A 23895-nucleotide genomic window follows, 5' to 3' on the forward strand; every position below is an offset into this window, starting at 1 on the left:
TAATAAGAAGGTTCCCCATTCATCTATTGTTATTGGGCTATAAATAGTACGGATGGTACAAAAGAAAGTACAAAGAATAATGCATACCAGCCAGTTACGCGTCTCATCGAAAAGGGTTTGCTTTTTTTCTCTGCGTAAAATGCATCGAAGAAAATGGCACAAACCATTGGGATGGTCATACAAGCAATAGCAATTAAAATAATATCATTAAAATTCATTTGGCATCCCCCTTTAATATTTATGTTCAAATTTAAATGTGACAACTTTATGTCTTAATAATAATGGTTTGGACACAAAATGTCAACATTTCATTCACAATTTGGACAAACTTTTCACAAAAAAACATAAAGCTTAAGAAACATAAAAAAAGCTGCCTCATGTAGAGACAGCCTGTTCTTTAATGATATTTGATTTGCCAATACCGATCCATATCCCGGTCTAGGTATACCCAGCCTTTCCAACCGATATGAATTGTGTCGGTGATGAAATGTGGATCATATTCATGTTTAGAATAGTCTATGATTGGAAGATTTTCATCATGTAAGATAGTATCTATCTTATTGTAGTACGCTTGGCGTCTTTCTTTTGGATAGCCAGCATAATCATACCATTTACCATTCATGGGAATGGAGATAAATAGTGGTTTGGCACCAGCATCTTTAAGCACATCGATAACAAGCTGAAAATCTTCATATTCTGGTGACTTAGAATAGTCTACATCTTTTCTGAAGTTTTTTAATTTCTTATAATTTGGTGCAATATTACGATTAAAGTATGAATCAGCTACATCCAAATTATTATTTGTAATACGTTTTTTCCCATATGCCTCTGCATTATGGACTTGTTGTTCAAATGTTTTATTTTTTATCAAGGATGGCTTTGCATGTAATTTTCGATTCTTTTCATCGATCAATGAGTAATACAAATCCTTTTTTTCAAGAATTTTAAGGTTCATATAGCCCATTGCCATACTTACACGACCAAGTAAAGGCTTTTTGTCTTTTGCTAATTCGTACTTATACATAGATACAAGCAAATGATCTCGCTTAACTGTATCAAATTGAAGCAAACGACGCATCGCTCTTTCCTTTAACTGCGGATTCATCCCATGATTGAATGCCAAATCATAGGCATGAAGCATGGAATAGTTTGGAGAAAAATGAAAGTCATCCATTCCTACATCAGTAAACCACTGTGGAGAAATAATGAATATCATCTTTTTCCCTTTTAAACTTTTCTCTTGCTCAGCAAAATCCAAGAAATGTGTAATACTTTGAGATCCTCCACGACCAACCATAAAAGTAGTATAAGGTGTTTTATTTGCTTTCGTGTAGTTATATGGATAAAAAGGATCTGTATGCTCTAATTCAGATGATCCATAAATCGGCATTGTTTTTTTATCCTCTAACATCCTGCTTTGCAGATATTGACCTTGGAACATAAGTGGATTCATCTCAATCTTCGCTTCTTCTACTCTTTGATCCGTAATCCAACTCTTCAAAAGACGATTTGGGAAAAATAAAAAAGCGAAAAATAATATAACTGCAATTCCTAGAGGTAGGAAAATATATTTCTTCATGATAATTCAGCTAATTTCTCCGCAATATGATTTGGTGTATTCCACTCCTCACGAGTGAATTCAGTGATAGGTACATTAATACCTAGTTTTTCTTCAATTTCAACTAGTAACGTAATGGTACCAAATGAATCTAATAAACCCTCTTCAAAAAGTTCGATATCTGGATTTTCTAAAATAACATCATCTTCACATACAGCAGCTAATATTTCTAATACTTGTTGTTTTTCCATTTTAATAAACTCCTTTATTATTTAAATAAACTTCCTGAAAAAATATAAAAACCAAAACAGATAAAGTGGAATGTAATAACAATTGAAATAGCGTTTGTCCATTTGTTTTTCGGCCACATTTTATGTTTCTTATTCCATCTTTCAAATTTATCAAAACATATTATTAGTAATGCATGATATAAACCATACACAATATAATGCCATTCTAGTCCATGCCAAATTCCCATGATCAGAAATAAGACAACATATCCAATATAAGATACAGTATAACGATTCTTAATCCACTTTTTCTTCGTCATCCAAAAAACAAATCGCATATACACATAATCTCGGAACCAGAATGATAAACTCATATGCCAACGATCCCAGAAATCTTTTATATTCTTACTTAAGAATGGAAGATTAAAGTTTTCTGGCGTATTAATGCCCATGATTTTACTTACACCAATTGCAAACGCACTATAGCCAGCAAAATCAAAGAATAGATAAAGACTGTATACATACATATAAGCAATTCTACCTTCAAGAGGCGTTAAGTAATTATACGTATGATCTGGTAAATACAAAAGGATCTTATTATATAGAATAAATGCAATAATAAATTTATATAAAAATCCTTGGAAAATTTTATTAATACCAGTAAATAATAATTCTTGATATTCTAAACGTTCTGGAACATGATGTAAATCTTTTTCGAATCGTCTCCACCTATCGATTGGCCCTGATGAAATCGAAGGGAAAAACAAAAGGAAATAGATAAGCTCTACAATGGAAATGCTTTTTTTCATCATTCCATCACGCGTTTCCATAATCATTTGTACAGCTTTAAACGTAATATATGAAACACCTAGAAATCCAAATAAATGATGCAGTCCTAATATAGGTAGCACTTTCACCAATACTAGTGGCAAAATGGCTAACACTACAGCTAATACAAACACGGTGCCGTTATTATTTTTAAACCGATATGCTTGATACCCTTTAATTAGTAACACTTGGAAAATTGTAAATATGATCAAAGAAAGTATACCTTTAAGTGATGAACCAAAAATAATGGCCAAGATAATTACTGAAATGAACATATTATATTTTCTTGATGACTTTCCGCTAAGTCCTAAAATAATAGTAGGAATCAATAAAATACCGATGATAAAGAAAAATGTAAAATCACCATACGGTATCATATCGTTACTTCAACCGCCAATCTCTTTCGGTCAACTTTTCCATTGGCGTTCAATGGTAGTTGGTCTACATAGATAAACTTCTTTGGCACCATATAATTTGGGACTACTTTAGATAAGGCGTTTTTTAATCTTTTAGTTGTTTGATATGGCTTTTCATCAGTTTTTTGAGCCAAAACTACAAATGCTGTTAAAGATACTACTTCTTCTTGTTTCTTTGTAGGTTGTACGATACATCCGCTAACCTCATCTAATGACTCTATTTTCTTTTCAATCTCTTCAATTTCTAAGCGATATCCATGAAGTTTAACTTGGAAATCAGAGCGACCTGAATAAAATACATAGCCATTTTCGTAATAACCAACATCGCCTGTGTAATAGACGTCTTCATCACGCCAAACTTTAAATGCCTTTTTGGTTTGTTCAGGTGCACCTAAATATCCAATGCTTACAGTAGGACCTGTTATGACAAGTTGGCCTTTTTCTCCCTCACTTACAATTTCACCGTGATCATCAAGTAATATCAATCGATCAGAATCAGCTTTTGCTATTGGCAATACATCAAATGTCTCAAGTAAATTTTCCGTTACTTCGACTGCTGTAACTGCTACTGTCGTTTCAGTTGGACCATATAAATTAATAATACTAGCTTGTGGAAATCTCGCTTGTAGATTGACTGCAAGTTCATGTGGCAATACTTCTCCACAAAATAAGAACTTTTTGAGTTCGGGCATCATGTCAGCATTCCACAATGGATTCATCAAACAAATTTTCACAAATGATGGAGTTGAAGTCCAAACGGTAATATTTGATTGTTGCAATACTTCGAAAAGCTTTGCAGGTTGATCAATTTGAGATTTCGTCAGCGCATATAATGTACGACCTTTAATCAGGCTTGGGTATAAATCCATTACCGATAAGTCAAATGAATATGGCGCTTGGTTTAGATATACTCCATCTTGCAAATGCGCTTCTTCTTCAAGCCATAAAACGAATGCTTCTAGGTTATTGGCTGTAATTTGAACACCTTTAGGGTTCCCTGTACTACCTGATGTATAAATAATATAAAAAACATCTTCTCCATTTACCCAATTACGTTCAGAAACTTTTTCAGAAGTTTGTTCTTTTAAAACTGAATTCACTTCAAATGTAGGGACTTTATACGTAAATCCCATTTCTTCTGTTGTAAGCAACATTACTGCATTTGAAGCAGAAATAATATGCTCGATTCGTTCATTTGGAATTGAGATATCTAGCGGGATATATGGATGTCCAGCTTTCACTACAGCTAAAAACGCAATGATTTGCTCTTTTGACATATGGCCGTAAACGACAATTGGCATTGCATTATTTAATTTCTTTTGGATTATATATTCTGCTAGGCAATCGGATTGCTTCCATAGCTCTTCATAGGTTAATGTTTCACCTTCACATTGATACGCTATACGTTTTGGATAAACACAAGACATCTCACGAATCATATGCAGTATACTCATCTATAACACTCACTTTCCATTAAAACTCTGTATAAATAAATGGACCTGAATTCATATCATGGAATCCGTAAATTAGCACAAGTAACACTAAAATGACAAAATAAAATAAAGTATATGCAACAAAACGAATTCCTACGTTTTCTTTTAATTTTTGCAATACGCCACATCCTCTCTGGCACATTTCTTTAAAACGAATGAAAAAATTAAAATTATTGATTTCCCTATACAATATCTGAATTCTATATTAAATTTACGTAAATTTCATTACATTTTTTTGTGTTTCTCTAGTACATCATCGACAATACCATTAATTTTATTTAAAATTATAATTTTAATATATTTTTAATTTAAATTAGAGGTTAACTTCATAAACAGGAATTTTCAGGTAGAATGGAAAACAGAAAAAAAGCTTTTCCTCTAAAAAAGAAAAGCATAAATTTATTATTTGGATACTAAATCTTTTATTAATATAGATTTATCGGCATCCCTTTGATTACCCACATCATTCCCCTAACTAGTGAGTACTTATTTTATTTTCATTTTCCATTTTTCCCTCATCTTGCCACCCTTTACATACATCAACCCAAGCAATCCCGTAGCTGTAAGTAAATAGTTCGTGGCATGTTAGTTCGATGGCACTGTTGCTACTTCCGCATGCTGGATATACTGTTTCAAAACGTTTTAATGATTCATCGAGATAAACGGGAATATTCTCTGGAATTCCAAATGGACAAACACCGCCTACTGCATGTCCAACTTGTGCAAGTACTTCATCTGGTGTGAGCATTTTGGCTTTTACACCAAAAGTGTGTTTGAACTTTGCATTATCAATTTTCGTGTCGCCTGCAGCGACTACTAGAAGGCAAGAACCGTCTTTTCTAAATGAGAGCGTTTTGGCAATACGCTCTGACGCTACACCCAATGCTTTTGCTGCAAGATCTACTGTTGCACTTGATGCAGTATATTCCATTATTTTGTGGTCCAATCCCAACTTTTTGAAGTGCTCTCTTACTTTTTCAATAGCCATACAGTTCTCCTCTTTTTATTGTTACTTTTTTGAATATGGAATCGGAAAATTCCGAATAATAACATTATAACTCAGATTCAATTTATTTGATTAGTTTGCTTTATTATTTTTACTATACTAAAATGATGTAAACCGACTATCCTTATTATTCTTATTAAATTAATCGATTTATATATAGTGCTGAGGGCGCTCGTCCAGCTGCGAAAAGCTACTTTCAGACCCGAATTGAAAGCGTCTTTCCAGCTTTCAACCGAGGGACTGAAGTGATCGAGCAGCTTAGGGCCCAAAGCCGGATTATATAGAGTGCTGAAACGGCTCATTCAGGCCCGACAAGCGTTGGATGGCTCGAATCGAAAGCTTGGTGCTCGTAAAAAAATAGTTATTCCCTTCAATATTTTAATCTAAAGAGGTGGCAGTGTTATGAAGTATTATAATTCAATACTTGAGTTAATTGGAAAAACACCGATTGTTAAGTTAAATAAATTACCCGATGATCACGGAGCAAACGTATTTATTAAGTTAGAATCCTTTAATCCTGGTGGCAGTGTGAAGGACCGTGCTGCTTTTAATATGATTGAGCAAGCTGAAAAAGAAGGTAAGTTGATTCCTGGGAAGAGTATAGTGATTGAGCCGACTTCAGGCAATACTGGTATTGGACTTGCGATGGTATGTGCTATAAAAGGGTATCCATGTATTATTACCATGCCCGATAATGCTACAAAAGAGCGTATTAAAATCATGAAAGCATATGGAGCTGAAGTACATCTAACTCCTGCTGCCTTACGCATGCAAGGTTCAATTGATGAAGCAGAGCGTATTGCAAAAGATATCCCAGATAGTTTCATTCCAATGCAATTTGAAAACAACGCAAATGCAGATGCCCATAGAGGTACAACTGCTGTAGAAATAATGGAAACATTTGATGGAAAATTAGATGCCTTTGTTTTGACTGCCGGCACGGGTGGTACGGTAACAGGTACAGGCGAAGAATTGAAAAAACAAATTCCAAATCTAAAAATATATGTGGTAGAACCAGCTGGATCTCCAGTATTATCAGGCGGTGAACCAGGACCACATAAAATCCCTGGTACTGGACCTGGATTTATCCCCAAAATCTTAAATCAAGAAATTTATGATGAAATTCTTCATATTGAAGATGATGATGCACAAGTGATGGCTCGCCGATTAGCTTCCGAAGAAGGAATTTTTGTTGGTGCATCTGGAGCTGCATCCGCATATATGGCAATCCAAGTAGCAAAAAAACTACCAAAAGATGCAAATGTACTATGTCTCGCACCTGATACTGGTGAAAGATATCTATCATCAGATTTATTTGCAGATTAAAAAAAGCCTAGTCTCCCCTGTACAGGAAATCGTTCAGGAGACTAGGCTTTTTACTTTGAAACATACATATGTTGCTATAGTGTTGGAAAATTCTCACTTCCTTTTCACATAGGATGGTTAATTTTTTTATGAAAAACTCTTATCCCCCCCGTGACTCAGCAAGTTTAGTTAAGTAATATTGTTCCTCCCTTGCCATATGGTCGGCCATTGGCGCAGTGAAAGTTCCTAATACTTCCGCACTTAACTCCATTTCTTCTAACTCACGCAAAAAGGTTTTAAATAAATTCATCTCTACTTCAACGTCATGATTGAATCGATTTAAACTTGGGAATGACTCTACATTAGCCCGTAGAAATCCAGTAAGTTCAACAGCCTTCAAATAAAATTGATCAAAATGCTGTGTGAAAAGATGACTTTTTTCTTTTAGCCTTTTTTCCACCCCATCCAAATTATCATTAATTGCTCCTGCATGACCTGAAGCATCCATTAACCATAACAAATGATGATGTAACTCATGGAAAATCGGTGGTACTTCACCTTTCTTAAGATAACTTAAAACATTTTGATATTCTTCTAATTCGTTCACCATGTGATTGATAAATGATGGCGGAAGATGGATGCCAATTTTACCAAAAAGTTGTCGCCTAATGATAGAGAGTTTAAACTGTTTGAGCTCATCCGTTGCTTTTTCAGCTGTAATTGCAAAGGATTCCGCATTCGATTCGTTTAGAAGACTAACCTGCTTATGAAGATCTGAAAACTGATTGATGAGTGATTGGGCCTTTTCAATATCCTCTTTTTCAGATGGTACAAGAGCATCACGAATAAATTGACCATGATTCTTAAGAATTTCTAGCCAAAATTGGTGCTCAAAAACAGCACTCTTTAAATAATCCGGTAAAAAGTTTATCTCTCCTTTCTCTTTTCATAACTCAAATGTATTCAGTTAAGGTTTGTACTAGTCGAAACTTTTGTGTTGAAAATTTCTTGCGGACAATGTACTAAAACACTCATCACTATTGATTAAAGTATTGTCATATTACTGAAATCCGCTTTTCCAGCTCTGTCAAGGTAATATGACGCAACAACGAAAAGTTTATCTTTTGACATCTTCCTGACACTATTAGTTGGCAAAATGGAAAATAGCTTAGGAGGGATTCTATATGAAAAAGAAAAATATAAAGTATATAAAGTTCGGAATTGATTTGTTAATGGCGATTACTTTCGTATTATTTTTCAATAAACGGGTATTAGGGGGGCTAACTTTTCATGAAATTGCAGGCCTACTAATCGCAATTGTTTTCTTCACTCATGTATTAATAAACTGGCAATGGGTAAAAAATGTTACATTAAAGTTATTTGATCGAAGGTTACCTCTAAAAACTAAATTAAATTATCTATTAAACCTATTATTGTTAATTAGCATGGTCTTTATTATTATGAGCGGTATTTTCATATCAAGAGTGGTCTTTCCTAACATCAATATTGGAAACGAACAGTGGTTTAAAATGTCTCATATGGCTATATCATTTTTGGTACTAGTCATTGTTGCCGTTCACGTTGGATTACATTGGAAATGGATCATGTCAGTTTTTAAAAGTATCGTCAAGCTAAAGACCCTTAAGAAAAGCTTTAGCATTTTAGCAAAGGTGGCGACAGTTGCCCTACTGTTGTTTGGAAGCTACCAAATGTATCATGCGAATTTTTGGATGCAGATGCAAAGAGTTACAAATGTCTTTAATCTATCCTCATCTCAAATGTCTGAAGGACGTTTCAAAGGTGGTGAAAGACCAAATTTTGATGGAGAAGGCCCTACACTTCCAGCCGGTGATTTTAGTGACAAAGATAGACCAAGTGATTCTGAAGGAAACTTTGGAGACGCTAGAAGAATGACTCACGTTCATGGCGAATTTAAGGGTGATAAGGGTCAGTCTGAGAGCGCAAATGTATTTAGTGTAATCATTCAATATTTTGCAATTATGTCTGTCATTATTTTTGTTGTTTACTATATTCAAAAAATAACGACGAGGAAGAAACGCAAGATAAACTATCAAAACTAACTGTTTTCTGTGAACATTATTTATAAAGATCCATTAAAGAAGATATATTGCACGAAAACATAGAAAAGCCATCGTTTTCTTTGAAATTAGAAAACGATGACTTCTTTTTTTATTTAGAGTAACGATCTCTTCCATTATGTTTAAAGCGTTTTAACTTTCTTAAGAGACCATAGGAAATGTGGATTTTTTCATTTTGAAGCTGAATACCTGGTGTCACATGCATCCAAAGTGATTTAGAAAAAGCAACTAGTCGGTCAGGATAAACACTCCTATGCCCTATAACAATATAAGAAGAAATACAAGCGCCAACTACATAAATACCTGGTAATCCACCAAATAATTCGTATCCCATAAAAACTGCTGATAAAGGTGTATTAGATGCAGCAGCAACTACAGCTACCATACCTATTGCTGCACCAAAGGCTGGATCTATTCCTAACATTCCCGCTAATATATTTCCAGAAAGGGCTCCAATCACAAATTGTGGTGTGACAATCCCTCCATAGAAGCCAGATCCTAACGTAATCGCTACTAATAGGATTTTCCAAATTACGCCCATAAACGCAACATGTTCACCATTTAGAGCTTGTTCCATAATAGGAATACTTAGACCTAAATAATCTGTTGGAATCCAAAATATAAGGATAGCAATCAAAATCCCTCCTATAAAGGGCATGAACGGTGGCCATATGTTAAATCTTTCTTGAATCAGATGAAAAAGCAAAGTTATTTTTTCAAAAACTTCTATGAACAACCAAGATATTAAACCACAAAGAAGTCCAATTATGATAATTTTTAAAAATAGTCCTTCCGAAAAGTGAGAAGACATTTCCATTGGATAATAAGCATATGTGAGCCCCCACCATTTGCTCACCTCGAAGGATACAATCCCTGAAATTACAGCTGGAAAGATTAAATCATATCGTAATCTTCCTATTGTCAAAATTTCTATCCCATATATAGCTCCAGCAATTGGTGTTCCGAACACACTCGCAAAACCAGCACTAACACCGCATGCAACCATCCTTTTTTGACTCTCCGGTTTTAAATGAAGGATATAGCCAATCCAAGATGCAAGTGTACCACCAATATGCGAACATGGTCCTTCTTTCCCAGCAGACCCTCCCGTTGCTAGCGTAATAATTGCAGCTATGGGTTTAATAGGCATGGTTTTGTAAGGTAATATTCCTCCTTGCTCATGTACTGCTGCAACAACTGAATCCTTTTTTCAGGGCTTTACTTTTCGATACGTAAAATAAATAATTAGACCATTTAATAATCCACCAATAGGTAACAAAATCATTTGTAACCACAGTGGTAAAGACGATGTTTGGCCGAGTGCAACATATAGTGTTTTGACAAATAATGTGGTACCACTTCCAGCGATTGCACCTGTTGCGATTGCTAATAAAAACCAACGGCATAATGTAGCGATCATGATAATTGGTTCAATATAATTTATGCGAAACAAAGTTACTCACACCCTGAAAAAATTTTACTTATAAGAAATCTATACTATATTTTGACACAAAAACAAGGTTACTATTAATTAGATTCTCCATTACAAAACAAAAATAGTCTGTATTTAATCTAAATAGATTAATACAGACTATTTTTCGTCCTCACGCTATTTTAAAACTTCCGCTAATCTTCTAATTCCTTCATCAATTGTCTCAGGATCTGAATTTGTGTAGTTTAAACGTAAAGTACTTGCTCCTTTTACATTTGTGTAGAATGGGTCTCCTGGAACGAATGCTACTTTGTTCTCGGCTGCTTGTTTTAAGACTTCTACTGAAGATACTCCTTCACCTAAATCAGCCCATATGAACATACCACCTTCTGGTTTTGTAAATGTCACATGTGCTGGTAAGTGTTTTTCCATAGAAGTAATCATTGCATTACATTGTGTTTTATACAATTCAGTAATTTGGCTAATATGTTTTTCGTAATCGTTATTTACTAAATAATCATAGATCGCATATTGAGAAATTACATTTGTATGCAAATCTGAAGCTTGTTTTGCTGCGATTAAATGCCCCATTAACTCATCATTCGTTGTACAAATATAACCGATACGCATACCTGGTGATAATGTTTTAGAGAATGAACCAAATAATACACTATTTTCAGATTTTCCTCCTGCTATATAAGGAAGTGATTCCCCTTCAAAGCGAAGTTCACCGTATGGATCGTCTTCAATTAAGAATGTGTTTGTATTTTTGATGATTTCATAAATCGCTTCACGTTTTTCTTTTGAGTATGTTAGACCTGTTGGATTTTGGAAATTTGGAACTGTATATAATAATTTCACATCATCATTTTTTAATGTTTCTTCTAACTCTTCTAAATTTAAACCGTCTTCTTCAAGACGAACTGGTAAGAAATTCGGTTCGTAAAGTGAGAAAGTTTGAATAGCTGCAAGATAACAAGGACTTTCTACTGCAACTTTATCTCCCTTATTAATAAGTACTTTACCCATTAAATCTAACCCTTGTTGAGAACCGGTTGTGATTAAAATATTATCTGCAGTAACATCCATGCCGAATCGTTTTTTATAACGATCTGCAATCCATTGGCGCAATGGTAAATAGCCTTGTGTTCCTGAATATTGGAATACTTTTTCACCAGAATCTTCTAAAACACGATTCATTGATTGTTGGAATTCCGCTACTGGAAAGGAAATTGGATTTGGTAACCCTCCTGCGAAAGAAATAATATCTTTTGCCTCAGTTAATCGCATAACTTCTGCAATAAATGAGCTATCTGTTTTTAACATTCTATCTGAAAAAATTTGTCCCATTATCCATTCTCCTTTTAAACTTCAAATTCTATTTGTTTTATATTATAGCAAATCACAAAACATTAGAAATTGTCAATATTTTCACGAATATTCAAGTAATTTTATCCTCATTAATTATAGCCTAATTGGATTAAATTAGCATTGCATTCATCATCTTCATACTGCAAAAAGTGCTCAGTCTGCATGCATCAGAAATATTAAATAGAAATAAAACATAACAATTCTCTATGTGTACAAAATCCAACGAATATTAATCATTTTTTTATGCATCCTAATAAGAGCAAATATTCCTCTTCCTATTAAAAGAAGGCAAATGTATCAAGTAAAAAAACTTTATATTATAATTTGTAGATTCAAGAAATTGACGTAAATAATGATTGTCTTTTATCAAATAATGATGTTATAATATACTAACTTGATAACGTACTAACACACTAGTGAACTAAAGTGTTAGAAATTAAAATTAAATAATTTAAGGTGGTTTTCAACTATGAAACGTTTTGCGATTATGACGATGTTCGTCGTAGCTATTTTCAGTATAATGGCTGGATGTTCATCTAACAAATCTGCTTCAAAAGATGATAAAACATTGATTATTGGGGTTGACGATACATTTGCACCAATGGGATTCCGTGATAAAGATAACAAAATCGTAGGATTCGATATTGACTACGCAAATGCAGCAGCTAAAGAAATGGGTTACACTGCTAAAATTCAACCAATCGATTGGAGTACTAAAGAATCTGAATTAAGCAGTGGTCGAATTGATTTAATTTGGAATGGATATACGATTACAGATGAACGAAAACAAAAAGTTAACTTCACTAAACCTTATTTAAAAAATGCTCAAGTCGTTGTAACACTTGCTAATTCAAAAATTGCTAAGCTAGATGACTTAAATGGAAAAGTAGTTGGTTTACAATCTCAATCATCAGCAGCAGATGCATTAAATGCAAATCCAATTAAATCTAAACTTAAAAATGTTAGTGAGTATAAAGATAATGTTATGGCATTGAATGACTTAAAAAGCGGTCGTACAGATGCAGTAGTTATTGACGAAGTTGTTATTGATTACTATATGTCTAAAGAAAAAGGAACTTTTAAAGTTCTAAACGAATCTTTAGCACCTGAAGAATATGGTGTTGGTGTTAAAAAAGGCAATGATGAATTATTAAATAAATTGCAAAAAGCTTTAGATAAACTAAATCAAGACGGCACAGCAGCAGAAATTTCTAAAAAATGGTTTGGCGAAAATAAAGTATTAAAGTAAAATATATAACGGGCAAAATCGGGTTTCCTATTTTGGAAACCTGTTTTGTTTTTTACTGTGATAACGTAGATATATATATTATCTATTCTGCACAACCCGCGAACTTCATTTAGGAGGAACACTTGTATGAACATGGAATATTTCATTTCGATTCTTAAGCCGATGCTTGAAGGATCTCAAATGACCATACTATTATTTATTATCGCTATCGTGTTATCTATTCCTCTTGGCTTCTTATTAACATTGGCGGTAAAAAGCAGCTTCAAGCCTCTCTCTTGGTTAGCGCAAGCTTATATTTATGTGATGCGTGGTACGCCACTTTTACTTCAATTATTGATTATCTGCTTTGGTTTACCAATGATTCCTGTTATCGGCGATTACTTAGTATTAGATCGATTCGTTGCAGCGTGTATCGGTTTTATCCTTAACTATGCAGCTTATTTTGCGGAAATCTTCCGGGGAGGATTATTAGCAATAGATAAGGGACAATATGAAGCGGCACAAGTACTTGGATTAAATAAATTCCAAACAACAACACGTATTATCTTGCCACAAATGTTCCGCATTGCGATCCCATCTCTTGCTAATGAATCCGTAACATTAGTAAAAGATACAGCATTACTTTACGCAGTGGCTGTTCCTGAGCTATTGCACTATGCAGAAACAGCAGTTAACCGAGACTTTTCGATCTTTCCATTCTTCGTAGCAGGTGTCATCTACTTAATCATGACACTTATACTAACATTAATCTTTAAATGGATCGAACGTCGATTTACATTTGAATAGAGAGGAGTGGTCATTTTGGCTTTTATGGAAGTATCAAAATTAAAAAAATCATATGGCAATCTTGATGTATTAAAGCAAATTACATTTGATGTAAACAAAAAAGATGTTGTGGCGGTCATTGGGCCCTCTGGATCTGGTAAAAGTACGATGCTCAGAAGCCTTGTGCATCTTGAAGAAATAGATGGTGGAAGTATTGCTGTTGATGGAGATTATCTTGTCAAAGATGGTGTTTATTCAAAAACTCCTGAAATCAAGAGCATTACTTCTAAAATGGGCATGGTATTTCAACATTTTAATCTATTCCCCCATTTAACCGTCAAAGAGAATCTTGAAATGGCACCTCGTTTAGTAAAAAAAGAATCATCGAAAGATCTAAGCAAACGTAGCAATGAGCTATTAGAAAAAGTAGGACTAGCAAACTTTGCTTCTTCCTACCCTTCCAATCTTTCAGGTGGTCAAAAACAACGTGTTGCTATTGCTCGTGCACTTATGATGAATCCTGAAATTATGTTATTTGATGAACCGACTTCAGCACTCGATCCTGAATTGACTGGTGAAGTACTACAAGTAATGAAGGATTTAGCCGAAGAAAGTATGACAATGATTGTGGTTACACATGAAATGGGATTTGCTAGAGAAGTGGCTAACCGAGTTGTCTTTATGGATAATGGTGAAATCCTCGAATCTGGCACACCACAAGAACTGTTTGACAATCCACAATTTGATCGTACAAAAGCTTTTTTAAAGCGTAGCTTAAAATAAATAAATTCAAATCAAAAGCTGACCAAGGTTTCCTTTTTGGTCAGCTTTTTTTATCGTTTATTTCCACCCTTCCCCCACTCCGAATATATTTAAGTAGCTAAACCATTTCATTAAAGTTCCGCATAGATTTTTAATCGATAGGGAAAATATATCAATCTATTTACAATTTTTTTATTTATACAATGACTTTTTGTAATTATCTATATATTTAAAAAGACCCATATACTATAATGGTATATATTACCACAAAAGGAATTGCTATGTTGATTTAGATATAGCCATCATTAAGGAGGAATTTCGTGAAATCCATATCTATTACAAAAAAAATTGCAGCTGCTGGATTAAGTTGTGCTTTAGTACTTACTCCATTTAGTAGTCTAGCAGTACAAGCGCAAAGTGGTTCTGCAAACACCATTCTTCAATCTCCAAGTATAACCTCTAAGGCAGAACAAAGTAAAAAAGTATCAAATTATAGTGATGATACAATTATTGTTAAATATTCAAGCCCACTCACCTTAAACGATCACAAAAGAGCTGGCGGTATCGTATTAAACCAAATCACCGGTCTCAATTATGTCGCAGTAAAAGTCAAAAATAAAAACAAACTACAACAAACAATCCAAAACTATCAAAAAAATAAGAAAGTTGTTTCTATTAGCTTAAGCCCAAAATATAAACTAGCAAGTGTAGCAGATCCTAAAGTAAGTGAACAATATATGCATAGTTTACTTAAAACAGCTGATGCACAAAAACTTGCAGGAAAAAACCAAGTAAAGGTTGCAGTCATTGATACAGGTATCGATCGAAATCATCCTGATTTAAATGGAACGATTATAAAGAGCAAGAATATCCTAAATCCAATGAATCCAAGTTCACCTAATACACATGGTACCCATGTAGCTGGTATTATCGCTGGAAAAAAGGATAACGGTATTGGCGGCTATGGTATAGACCCTGCTGCTAAAATCTTGTCATTTGATATATTTGATGAAGATTCCTGGACATTCGATTATACGATTGCCAATGCCATTCTCGAAGCAGTAAATCAAGGGGCAAAAGTTATTAACATGAGCTTAGGTGGATACTCCTCTTCAGATGTTTTAAAAGAGGCAATTGATAAAGCAATCAGTAAAGGGGTTGTTGTGGTTGCTGCTGCCGGAAATGAGGCATCAGATTATCCAGTCTACCCTGCAAAATATGAAGGGGTTATTAGCGTAGGATCTATTAACAAAGAGAAGAAGTTAAGTGAGTATTCTTCGTACGGACCTTCTACCGACGTCGTTGCACCTGGAGAAGATATCTATTCCACTTTCTACGATCCGGAAAAAGGATCCACATTTACTAGACTTAGCGGAACATCAATGGCTGCCCCTGTAGTAGCAGGTACAGTAGCATTACTATTATCAAAACATCCTAATCTTAAACCTGTAGAAATAGAGTATATTTTAGAAAAAACAGCGACTGATTTAGGAGCGAAGGGTTTTGATAGTAAGTATGGTAGTGGTTTGGTTAACCCAGTTGCAGCTTTAAAATATGATGTTAAAAAGATTCCTTCCTTAGTAACGGAAACTTGGGGTGAACAGGAAATCCTCAATAATGCAGAGCAAATTATTGCACCTGCAGAAATTAAACACACTTTCACAAAGCCATCTGAACAAAAATGGGTTAAACTTCCTGTTGAAAAAGGTCAGTATATACAAGCTACTTTAGCTGGGGCATCACAATACGACTATAAAATGACAATTCAATTTTTCGGTGATAGTCAGCAGCAAAAAACAGAAATCAATGATGTAACAGAAGGCAAAACGGAAGGTAAACTCATTCAAGCCCCATTTAGTGGAACAGTAGCAATCGGTATCAAAGATGTGAACGGAAGTTATGATGATTCCAATGCAAAACAATCATATGCTTCCCTAAAGGTAGAGAAATTAGATCAACTTCCTGAAGCTGAATCAACAGCTACTAAGCCAATTGAAATTGAAAACTGGCCATATAATAAGGATGGACTTTATATGATCGGTGAAAAAGGTGACGAAGATTACTTCCACTTTACTTCGAAAGAAGCGCAATTCATGAAGTTTACAGTCTCCGGAATACCTGGGGTGGATTTAGGATTATCCGTTTATGATAAAGAAGAGTTATTCCCTATTACTATTGATGAAAACGGCAACGAAATACCATCTGAAGTTCCATCAGAAGAAGCATCTCCTCTTTTCTCAAGTAATTCAGGTGGTACAAGCATGGGAGAAACATTACTATTCCAAACAGAAGCAAACAAAGAATATTATGTAAAAGTATCAAACAAATTATTATTATCGGATTTTAATATTTTTGAAATGCTAATGAATGGGTACTTTGGTCCGGAAAATAGTGACCCTTCACAATCTGCCCTTCCATACAACGTTCACTTAGAAGGAAAAACGATTCCTGCGGATGAAGACAATTATAGTGGTAGAACGCATGCTTCAGACGAATCAGTATCCGTGACCCAAACAAATACAGGCACAATTATTACATCTTTTATGGGAGCAGAAGCAATGGATGACTCGCAAAGAATTAGCGAATTAGAATCCGTGGCACTTCCATACCAATTAGGCAGTTCAGCAACAGGATATCTTCAAAATATCGAAGATGAAGATTGGTTTAAAATTACCCCTTCAAATAAAGGGATTTACCAATTCCAACTACCTACCCCAACGAAAAATATTCCGTATATATCATTGTTTGAGGTAGTAAAGGATAAGAATGAAAACGGCAAAGAATATCAAATTCTTTCAATCGTAGCGACAAATGAAGATTGGTACTCAATGAATGAAATGCTTAAAGGTCAATTTATAGCTAGTTTGGATCCGAATAAAACTTATTTCTTATCAATTAGTCCAAACTTCGAATCTTCTCAAATCCCTTATGATGGATATCAACTAACTTCAAAATTACTAGCAAGTAATCCGGGGGATAAATATGAAGACAATAATGAACCAAACAAAGCAAGGGTATTTCCTATAAATGGTGTACAAGCAAACTTTGGTACTTCTAATGATGTAGACTCTTACTATTTCACTGCTCCAAAGGATTCAATCTTTGGCGTTAAGTTCTCAAGAACAACATTGACTTCATCACTAAAAGATAAATATCCAAAAGAATTGTTAGCTCCATTCTATGGATTTATCGAAATCGCAGAAGATGTTAATAAAAACAAAAAACTTGATCCGCAAGATATTGATCGTACAACCTATATAACGAATGTAACAGAATATGGAACAACAACAGGCTCCTTTGAAGCGAAAAAAGGGAAATCTTACTTTGTAACGGTATACTCTTCAATCGATTCAATTTCTGGTATTACACTTTGGCCTTACGATTTGAAAATAAATGCGGTCAATAAAACAGATGAAGATGCAAACTCTAAAATAACGAAAAACAAACCATCTAAACCGCTCAAATTCAAGAAAAACACAAGCAAATCTTACTCTGCAATAGGCTATTTCAACTCAGGATATGAAAATGGAGATGCTGATTGGTATGTTTATGATTCCAAGAAGGATAGCCAGGCAACCCTTTCACTTGATGCTGGAAAAGAAATTGATGGTGTCATCGAAGTCTACCAAAACGGTAAAAGAGTAGCTAAATCAGATATCTATGAAAAAGGCGACAAAGAAGTCCTATCCTTGAAGATGAAAAAAGGTACGTATTTTGTTTTAGTTCGTGATGCAAAAGGACGCGCTTCAATCGATCCTTACAAACTATCATTAAACGTTAAGTAATATAGAAGCTGGCCACAAAAATCATTTAGGATATTGTGGTCATCTTTTTTATTTCGCATAAAGTGAAACTTCAATCAGTGGGGGGTCTTCCCCACTGATTGTTAGTCTCGTTCTACTGTCGATTGGTTCAACTAAACCTCTACTAACGCATCGGTAAGTTTCACTGTATTTTACCAATCGGGCATTTACGGGCAGTTATCTCAACCGCTGCTTCTTCCAATTTTCTAAAGACTTGAAGTTGAGTCATATTGCCCGTTAATGCGGGATAAAATATGATAATTAAGTTTAAACCTCTGGAGGTGATTGTCTTGATTCATACAACTCCATACCATATTGTCATATCGCTCAAAAAACGTAACCTCACCCTTTTCAACAAGGGAAGGATAGAAAAACAATTTCCAATTGCTGTTGGTAGAATGTTACACAATTCACCAACAGGTAATTTTGTCATCATTAATAAGCATCCAAATCCTGGAGGTCCATTTGGAACAATGTGGATGAGTCTATCGAAAGAACATTACGGCATCCACGGCACAAACAATCCAAGCTCCATCGGTAAAGCCGTCTCAAAGGGCTGCATTCGAATGCACAATAAAAATGTTGAAGAACTTTCAAGGATTGTTCCTATAGGTACTCCTGTTTCCATACACCAATAGAGATTTTGAAAACTCCTTGCCTATTCTCATACCTAAAGACATTCCCTTCGTATAAGAAAAAGAACAGCTAGCCATACTAATAGATGATAATAATCAAAATAATTATGAAAATAAAAAGAAAAGAGTTAAGACTAGTAGGAGGTAATTCTTTTGACTAAGAATGGCAAGAATGCATTATCGATTTATGCACTAGGTGGTATAAACGAAATCGGTAAAAATATGTATGCAATACAATACGCAGATGATATTATCCTTGTGGATTGCGGAGGAAAATTTCCAGACGAAAGCTTATTAGGAATTGATCTAATCATCCCTGATATTTCATATTTACTTGAAAATAAAGAAAAAGTTCGTGCTTTGGTTGTTACACATGGTCACGAAGATCATATTGGTGGAATCCCCTACTTTTTAAAAAAATTAAATGTCCCAATTTATGCCACCCGTTTTACTCTAGGGTTAATTGAGATTAAATTAAAAGAACATAAAATTCTAAGAGAAACTGAGCTACAACAAATTGACTCTGAATCTAATTTAGATTTTGGCAATATTAAGGTTGCCTTTTTTAAAACAAGTCATAGTATCCCTGATTGTCTTGGCATCGTATTTCATACACCAGAAGGAGTTGTCGTACATACTGGCGACTTTAAATTCGATTTGACTCCTGTAAATGATCAATGTTCAGATATTCATAAAATGGCCGCAATAGGTACAAATGGTGTAATTGCACTTATTTCTGAAAGTACTAACGCAGAGCGACCAGGCTCTACTCCTTCAGAGCGCTTAGTCGGAAAACATATCGATGAAGCCTTTTTGGGTGCTAAGAAAAAAATTATCATTTCTACGTTTGCTTCTAATGTAAACCGTATTCAGCAAATAGTAGAGGCGACGAAAAAAACCAATCGAAAACTTGCTCTACTCGGTCGTAGTATGGTAAATGTAGTAGCTGTCGCAATTGAACGTGGTTATTTAAATGTTCCACCAGGAATGCTTGTTGATGCACGCAATGTAATGCAGCTTCCACCAGAAGAGGTAGTTGTTCTTTGTACTGGTAGCCAAGGTGAACCATTAGCAGCATTATCCCGTATGTCTAATAATGATAATCGCGATGTTCAAATTCACCCTGATGATACTGTGATTTTATCTGCCTCCCCTATACCTGGCAATGAAAAAGACGTTGCACGGATTGTGAATAACTTATTTCAACTTGGTGCCAAAGTGATTTATGGTTCTTCAACCATAACAGGTATGCATGTTTCAGGTCATGGCTATCAAGAAGATTTAAAACTGATGCTATCGTTGATGAAACCAAAATATTTCATTCCTGTTCATGGTGAATACAGAATGCTTTATCTCCATCGTCAATTGGCTGAGTCTGTTGGTGTTGAAAGAGATCACACGTTTATTATTAAAAACGGAGATGTTGTAGATATCGAAGGTGGAGAGGCTCGTCAAACACGTAAAATCCCGGCCGGTGATACGTATGTCGATAGTGTGGATATCGGTGAAGTTGGAGAAATTGTATTACGCGACCGTAAACAGTTATCCGAAGATGGCATGCTTGTGATTGTATTAACCATTAGTAAAACAGATGGCACGATTATTTCTGAACCTGATACAATTTCTCGAGGATTCGTCTATGCAAAAGATTTCGAAAACCTCTTAAGAAATGTCAATCGTTTAGTAGTATCAACAGTGGAAGATATTCAAGTTGAAGAAGCAAAACAATGGAATGTTGTGAAGAGAAAAGTTAAAAAAGCAGTCGGTCAGTATCTTTTCACCCAAACTAGAAGGAAACCAATGATATTACCAATTATTATTGAAATTTAAAAAAAGCAGACGGTATTAGATCTCTATTAGCTCTTTTTACGATCTATTCACCCTATTTGTTGGCCAATTCGCTCTTTCCTATCCCTTACTCGCTCTTTTTCAAATTGTATTCGCTTGTTCAGCAATTTACGTCATTCTCTACAAAGAAAATTGGTTCTCTATTTCTGTAGAAAAAGAAAAAAACAATGTACACAGTCCTTATATTCAAAAGGTTGATTCATACTTCGAATCAACCTTTTTCAATTAAACCTCCTTATTTAATTGGAACCCAAATTTCAGAATAATAATCATCACTATATGGATTTCCATCCCCATACACTTCTAACTCAGGTGTTTGTGCTAGTTCATATGGCTGTGATGGTAGCCATTCTTGGAATATTTTTTGCCACACAATAGGCATTGCATTTGGCATTGCACCATGTACTTCGAAAATCGCCCATTTGCTAGCTGGAACTGTATAGGTTTCAAAGTTGCCACTATATTCATCTTTATGACTCGCCGCAATCCAATAATCCATAATATCTTTCTCTGTAACATCACAAATACCTATTAGGCCATTCACTGTACCATCTATAAAGGTAGCTAATTGGCTACTTGTACCATCCTGATTTACATCTTGCCAAAATTGAGCAATTTTCGGAGATTGCTCCCCATTTGCACATGAAAAAGTACGCTTTACACCAACTACTTGAAAACTGTCCATTTCAATAATCTTATAATTCATTGGTTCTGCTCCTCTCAAAGTTACTTTTATGACAAGCTTATTGTAAGAATGAATCTTATTTGAACGGTCTCTTGCATCTGTAGGCTTCATACCATGTTGCTTACGAAATGCTTTAGCAAATGCCTCTGGTGTTTCGTAGCCATATTTGTAGGCTATATCGATGATTTTACAATCCGTATTCGCTATTTCTTGGGCTGCTAACGTTAGTCTTCTTCCTCTGATATATTCTCCCAAAGTCATACCTGTTAACAGTGAAAATGCTCGTTGGAAATGGAAAGATGAAGAATTCGCTACGCTTGCTACTTCTTCAGCTCGTATATTTTCTGTCAAATTCTCCTCGATATAGTCAATTGCCTGCTGAATGGACTGTAGCCACATGTCTGATTCACTCCTTACATATATATCTTAATGCCTCTAGTTAAAATAAACTGGTCAATATTTGCTAAGTTTGGACATTTTCACTTGGTACTACAATTTTGGCAAATACAATATTTTCCCTTCATTTCTACAGGAACTAATTTCAGCACTTCTTTTGAAATTTTTACATTTTTACACCAACAATGATCTTGTTCACTTGTACCTGCCATACAATGATTTTCCTCACCACATATCGGACAATACTTTTCATCGATTTGCAAATTTAACAATCCTTTCTCTGTCTTTTGAGTCACTCTTTAAAAAGGCTAATATTTTAATTCTTTGAACTTATAAAACTCCCTTTAGAATATTGATTTCTGCATAGTAATTCTCAAAAACCTCATTGTTCATATATTCCCTATTGAATCAATCGCATTATGCATCGTATTCCCCTCTGGAAATACATGATAAAATAGTTATAATTAAGGATTTATTGGAGGGTGATTATAACATGATGTTACATAAATTAATAGCAGGTCAAGCAGAACAACCTAATTGTGATGTAACTCTTGGCTTAAAGCTAGTTGAAGCAAAAGAGGGAAATTCGTTATGTTTATGGACGGTTGATGAACGATTACTAAATGGGAACCAAGTGGTCATGGGTGGATTTATCACATCAGCTGCAGACATCGCAATGGCGTATGCAAGTGCGTCTTTGCTTTCAGAAACACAATCCTTTACTTCTATTTCTATCAATACAACATTTCATCGCCCTGCATTTGTAGGTGAAATTACTGTCAAAGCCCATATCAAAAAATTAGGGCGTACAGTGGCCTATGCAGAAGCAACTTTACTTCAAAATAACAAAGTCGTCGCAGACGTTACTTCATCAATTATGATTCTAAACCCAATACATTAAAGCTTATATGAGTTGTTACATTTGCGACATAGGAAAAAGGAGTAATCATACCTTTGAAAGTACAATGACTCCTTTTTCAAAAAAGTATTAAGCTTCATCAAATAATACATAAGGATGATACCCAGCATCGTAGGATTGTTCTTTTTTATGTAAATCATTGTCCTTTTCGAATATACTTTCAAAAAAACGACTTGCAGGCCCAGCAAGTACTTTATAGTATTGGCTAAATAATAATGCTGCATGATTGCCACTCCACATCTGTGGCAATAATTCTGCCGGTAATCCCGGATCGATGAATAGGAATTTCCTGTATTCATGGACAAGCTTTGTTCTTTCAACAAAACATTCCGCATCTGACATATTCCCTTGTGCAATTACGCTTTGATGGATGATATATTGTTTACTATATAAATTGATAAATTCTTCATAACGTTTTTCAATACCGTCTAAGTCCCAACTCTTTGCGATTAATTGATCATTATCTGTTGGGCCAACATGGTCTGAAAGAAATAACTCTACATGATTTTCAATATTATATTTTTGAATAATACCTTTTACTTCATCTACCATTCTGTTTGGAGAAATCCAGCAGCCACTTGTAAATGAACCAAAACCACTCCATTGTAACTCTCTACGTAATTCATCACGGATATGTCTATCTTCCTCAGGAATTGTATATAGAAGAACTCGCCATTTGCCATCCCATTTTCTTGGCTTTAGTTTAAAAATACGCTTGCCTGCTTCTAAAATTCGCTGTTCGCCTTGGGTCGTTAAAAAGTAATAGCTTTTGTTTCCCTTTTTTTCAGACTGTAGCCATCCTTGCTTAACCATTCGTGAAACAGCTACTCTCACACTCTGTTCATTGTGTCCAAATTCCTTTAGTAATTGAATAAGGCTACCAATCCAAATTTTCGAACCATAATGGCAAATATAATCTCCGTACAATGTAAAAATCATCGATTGTGTATTAGCAGCCATAAACGATCACTCCTTCAACCTTAACTGCAAAATATCATAGATCATGTAATCTTCATGACTTACCAATCATTCTTAAAAAGGATATTTCAAATTATTCTTACAACTATTATAATGACATATTTTATTTACTTTATC

Annotated in this window: 21 protein-coding genes and 2 pseudogenes; 9 read left to right on the forward strand and 14 right to left on the reverse strand. The window is 34.7% G+C overall.

The window, feature by feature from the left end:
* Positions 1 to 29 precede the first annotated feature (29 nt).
* The 7 genes from ACWV26_RS16930 to ACWV26_RS16960 form a co-directional block, all read right to left on the reverse strand.
* Positions 30 to 218, reverse strand: coding sequence for a hypothetical protein (locus tag ACWV26_RS16930; protein WP_455895856.1), 189 nt, complete (start codon positions 216 to 218; stop codon positions 30 to 32).
* Positions 219 to 397: 179 nt separating this feature from the next.
* Positions 398 to 1579 (reverse strand): D-alanyl-lipoteichoic acid biosynthesis protein DltD, encoded by a 1182-nt coding sequence (gene dltD / locus ACWV26_RS16935; protein WP_455895857.1) that lies wholly within the window; start codon positions 1577 to 1579, stop codon positions 398 to 400.
* Positions 1576 to 1809, reverse strand: coding sequence for a D-alanine--poly(phosphoribitol) ligase subunit 2 (gene dltC / locus ACWV26_RS16940; protein ID WP_455895858.1), 234 nt, complete (start codon positions 1807 to 1809; stop codon positions 1576 to 1578). The genes dltD and dltC overlap by 4 nt, the downstream gene beginning before the upstream one ends.
* 17 nt (positions 1810 to 1826) lie before the next feature.
* Complete coding sequence (dltB, locus tag ACWV26_RS16945; RefSeq protein WP_455895859.1) at positions 1827 to 2993, reverse strand: D-alanyl-lipoteichoic acid biosynthesis protein DltB; 1167 nt, start codon at positions 2991 to 2993, stop codon at positions 1827 to 1829.
* Positions 2990 to 4486: a D-alanine--poly(phosphoribitol) ligase subunit DltA gene (gene dltA, locus ACWV26_RS16950; RefSeq protein ID WP_455895860.1), complete on the reverse strand. Its 1497-nt coding sequence runs from the start codon at positions 4484 to 4486 to the stop codon at positions 2990 to 2992. Before dltA ends, dltB begins: the two co-directional genes overlap by 4 nt.
* Positions 4487 to 4505: 19 nt before the next feature.
* On the reverse strand, positions 4506 to 4643 hold the full coding sequence (locus tag ACWV26_RS16955; protein ID WP_455895861.1) for a teichoic acid D-Ala incorporation-associated protein DltX: 138 nt from the start codon (positions 4641 to 4643) through the stop codon (positions 4506 to 4508).
* Positions 4644 to 5000: 357 nt separating this feature from the next.
* Positions 5001 to 5513 (reverse strand): YbaK/EbsC family protein, encoded by a 513-nt coding sequence (locus ACWV26_RS16960; protein ID WP_455895862.1) that lies wholly within the window; start codon positions 5511 to 5513, stop codon positions 5001 to 5003.
* A gap of 420 nt (positions 5514 to 5933) precedes the next feature.
* On the opposite strand from ACWV26_RS16960, the gene cysK reads away from it, so the two are divergent.
* Positions 5934 to 6857 (forward strand): cysteine synthase A, encoded by a 924-nt coding sequence (gene cysK / locus ACWV26_RS16965; protein WP_455895863.1) that lies wholly within the window; start codon positions 5934 to 5936, stop codon positions 6855 to 6857.
* Between the two features lie 139 nt (positions 6858 to 6996).
* On the opposite strand, the gene ACWV26_RS16970 is transcribed toward cysK, so the two are convergent.
* On the reverse strand, positions 6997 to 7767 hold the full coding sequence (locus ACWV26_RS16970) for a DUF2935 domain-containing protein (protein WP_455898284.1): 771 nt from the start codon (positions 7765 to 7767) through the stop codon (positions 6997 to 6999).
* Positions 7768 to 8020: 253 nt separating this feature from the next.
* Between ACWV26_RS16970 and ACWV26_RS16975 the strand changes: the two genes are divergently transcribed.
* Positions 8021 to 8917 (forward strand): DUF4405 domain-containing protein, encoded by an 897-nt coding sequence (locus ACWV26_RS16975; protein WP_455895864.1) that lies wholly within the window; start codon positions 8021 to 8023, stop codon positions 8915 to 8917.
* A gap of 109 nt (positions 8918 to 9026) precedes the next feature.
* On the opposite strand, the pseudogene ACWV26_RS16980 reads toward ACWV26_RS16975, so the two are convergent.
* From ACWV26_RS16980 to ACWV26_RS16990, 3 genes and pseudogenes are all read right to left on the reverse strand, one after another.
* Positions 9027 to 10127, reverse strand: a pseudogene (locus tag ACWV26_RS16980) (chloride channel protein); the annotation flags it as partial.
* Between the two features lie 18 nt (positions 10128 to 10145).
* The gene (locus tag ACWV26_RS16985) at positions 10146 to 10388 is read right to left on the reverse strand and encodes a hypothetical protein (RefSeq protein ID WP_455895865.1); all 243 of its coding nucleotides are present in this window, start codon (positions 10386 to 10388) and stop codon (positions 10146 to 10148) included.
* Positions 10389 to 10544: 156 nt separating this feature from the next.
* Complete coding sequence (locus ACWV26_RS16990; RefSeq protein WP_455895866.1) at positions 10545 to 11717, reverse strand: aminotransferase-like domain-containing protein; 1173 nt, start codon at positions 11715 to 11717, stop codon at positions 10545 to 10547.
* 490 nt (positions 11718 to 12207) lie between these two features.
* On the opposite strand from ACWV26_RS16990, the gene ACWV26_RS16995 reads away from it, so the two are divergent.
* From ACWV26_RS16995 to ACWV26_RS17020, 6 genes and pseudogenes are all read left to right on the forward strand, one after another.
* On the forward strand, positions 12208 to 12987 hold the full coding sequence (locus ACWV26_RS16995; protein WP_455895867.1) for an amino acid ABC transporter substrate-binding protein: 780 nt from the start codon (positions 12208 to 12210) through the stop codon (positions 12985 to 12987).
* A gap of 126 nt (positions 12988 to 13113) precedes the next feature.
* Positions 13114 to 13773: an amino acid ABC transporter permease gene (locus tag ACWV26_RS17000; RefSeq protein ID WP_455895868.1), complete on the forward strand. Its 660-nt coding sequence runs from the start codon at positions 13114 to 13116 to the stop codon at positions 13771 to 13773.
* Between the two features lie 24 nt (positions 13774 to 13797).
* On the forward strand, positions 13798 to 14535 hold the full coding sequence (locus tag ACWV26_RS17005; RefSeq protein ID WP_455898285.1) for an amino acid ABC transporter ATP-binding protein: 738 nt from the start codon (positions 13798 to 13800) through the stop codon (positions 14533 to 14535).
* A gap of 299 nt (positions 14536 to 14834) precedes the next feature.
* Positions 14835 to 18299: a S8 family peptidase gene (locus ACWV26_RS17010; RefSeq protein WP_455895869.1), complete on the forward strand. Its 3465-nt coding sequence runs from the start codon at positions 14835 to 14837 to the stop codon at positions 18297 to 18299.
* Between the two features lie 314 nt (positions 18300 to 18613).
* Positions 18614 to 18955 (forward strand): annotated as a pseudogene (locus ACWV26_RS17015) (L,D-transpeptidase); the annotation flags it as partial.
* A 150-nt stretch (positions 18956 to 19105) separates the two neighbouring features.
* Complete coding sequence (locus ACWV26_RS17020; protein ID WP_455895870.1) at positions 19106 to 20782, forward strand: ribonuclease J; 1677 nt, start codon at positions 19106 to 19108, stop codon at positions 20780 to 20782.
* Positions 20783 to 21035: 253 nt separating this feature from the next.
* Here ACWV26_RS17020 and ACWV26_RS17025 read toward each other — a convergent pair whose 3' ends face one another.
* On the reverse strand, positions 21036 to 21884 hold the full coding sequence (locus ACWV26_RS17025) for an AraC family transcriptional regulator (RefSeq protein ID WP_455895871.1): 849 nt from the start codon (positions 21882 to 21884) through the stop codon (positions 21036 to 21038).
* Positions 21885 to 21964: 80 nt separating this feature from the next.
* Positions 21965 to 22177, reverse strand: a complete 213-nt coding sequence (locus tag ACWV26_RS17030) for a cysteine-rich CWC family protein (RefSeq protein ID WP_455895872.1) — start codon at positions 22175 to 22177, stop codon at positions 21965 to 21967.
* A gap of 197 nt (positions 22178 to 22374) precedes the next feature.
* On the opposite strand from ACWV26_RS17030, the gene ACWV26_RS17035 reads away from it, so the two are divergent.
* Positions 22375 to 22782 (forward strand): PaaI family thioesterase, encoded by a 408-nt coding sequence (locus ACWV26_RS17035; protein ID WP_455895873.1) that lies wholly within the window; start codon positions 22375 to 22377, stop codon positions 22780 to 22782.
* A gap of 87 nt (positions 22783 to 22869) precedes the next feature.
* Here ACWV26_RS17035 and paaX read toward each other — a convergent pair whose 3' ends face one another.
* On the reverse strand, positions 22870 to 23760 hold the full coding sequence (gene paaX, locus ACWV26_RS17040; protein ID WP_455895874.1) for a phenylacetic acid degradation operon negative regulatory protein PaaX: 891 nt from the start codon (positions 23758 to 23760) through the stop codon (positions 22870 to 22872).
* Positions 23761 to 23895: the final 135 nt, after the last annotated feature.

The organism is Rummeliibacillus sp. JY-2-4R (assembly GCF_053847205.1).

Bases quoted from the DNA above. Each gene is read 5' to 3' on its own strand.
- ACWV26_RS16930 (WP_455895856.1), bottom strand. From the start codon at position 218: ATGAATTTTAATGATATTATTTTAATTGCTATTGCTTGTATGACCATC.
- dltD (WP_455895857.1), bottom strand. From the start codon at position 1,579: ATGAAGAAATATATTTTCCTACCTCTAGGAATTGCAGTTATATTATTT.
- dltC (WP_455895858.1), bottom strand. From the start codon at position 1,809: ATGGAAAAACAACAAGTATTAGAAATATTAGCTGCTGTATGTGAAGAT.
- dltB (WP_455895859.1), bottom strand. From the start codon at position 2,993: ATGATACCGTATGGTGATTTTACATTTTTCTTTATCATCGGTATTTTA.
- dltA (WP_455895860.1), bottom strand. From the start codon at position 4,486: ATGAGTATACTGCATATGATTCGTGAGATGTCTTGTGTTTATCCAAAA.
- ACWV26_RS16960 (WP_455895862.1), bottom strand. From the start codon at position 5,513: ATGGCTATTGAAAAAGTAAGAGAGCACTTCAAAAAGTTGGGATTGGAC.
- cysK (WP_455895863.1), top strand. From the start codon at position 5,934: ATGAAGTATTATAATTCAATACTTGAGTTAATTGGAAAAACACCGATT.
- ACWV26_RS16975 (WP_455895864.1), top strand. From the start codon at position 8,021: ATGAAAAAGAAAAATATAAAGTATATAAAGTTCGGAATTGATTTGTTA.
- ACWV26_RS16990 (WP_455895866.1), bottom strand. From the start codon at position 11,717: ATGGGACAAATTTTTTCAGATAGAATGTTAAAAACAGATAGCTCATTT.
- ACWV26_RS16995 (WP_455895867.1), top strand. From the start codon at position 12,208: ATGAAACGTTTTGCGATTATGACGATGTTCGTCGTAGCTATTTTCAGT.
- ACWV26_RS17000 (WP_455895868.1), top strand. From the start codon at position 13,114: ATGAACATGGAATATTTCATTTCGATTCTTAAGCCGATGCTTGAAGGA.
- ACWV26_RS17005 (WP_455898285.1), top strand. From the start codon at position 13,798: ATGGAAGTATCAAAATTAAAAAAATCATATGGCAATCTTGATGTATTA.
- ACWV26_RS17025 (WP_455895871.1), bottom strand. From the start codon at position 21,884: ATGTGGCTACAGTCCATTCAGCAGGCAATTGACTATATCGAGGAGAAT.
- ACWV26_RS17035 (WP_455895873.1), top strand. From the start codon at position 22,375: ATGATGTTACATAAATTAATAGCAGGTCAAGCAGAACAACCTAATTGT.
- paaX (WP_455895874.1), bottom strand. From the start codon at position 23,760: ATGGCTGCTAATACACAATCGATGATTTTTACATTGTACGGAGATTAT.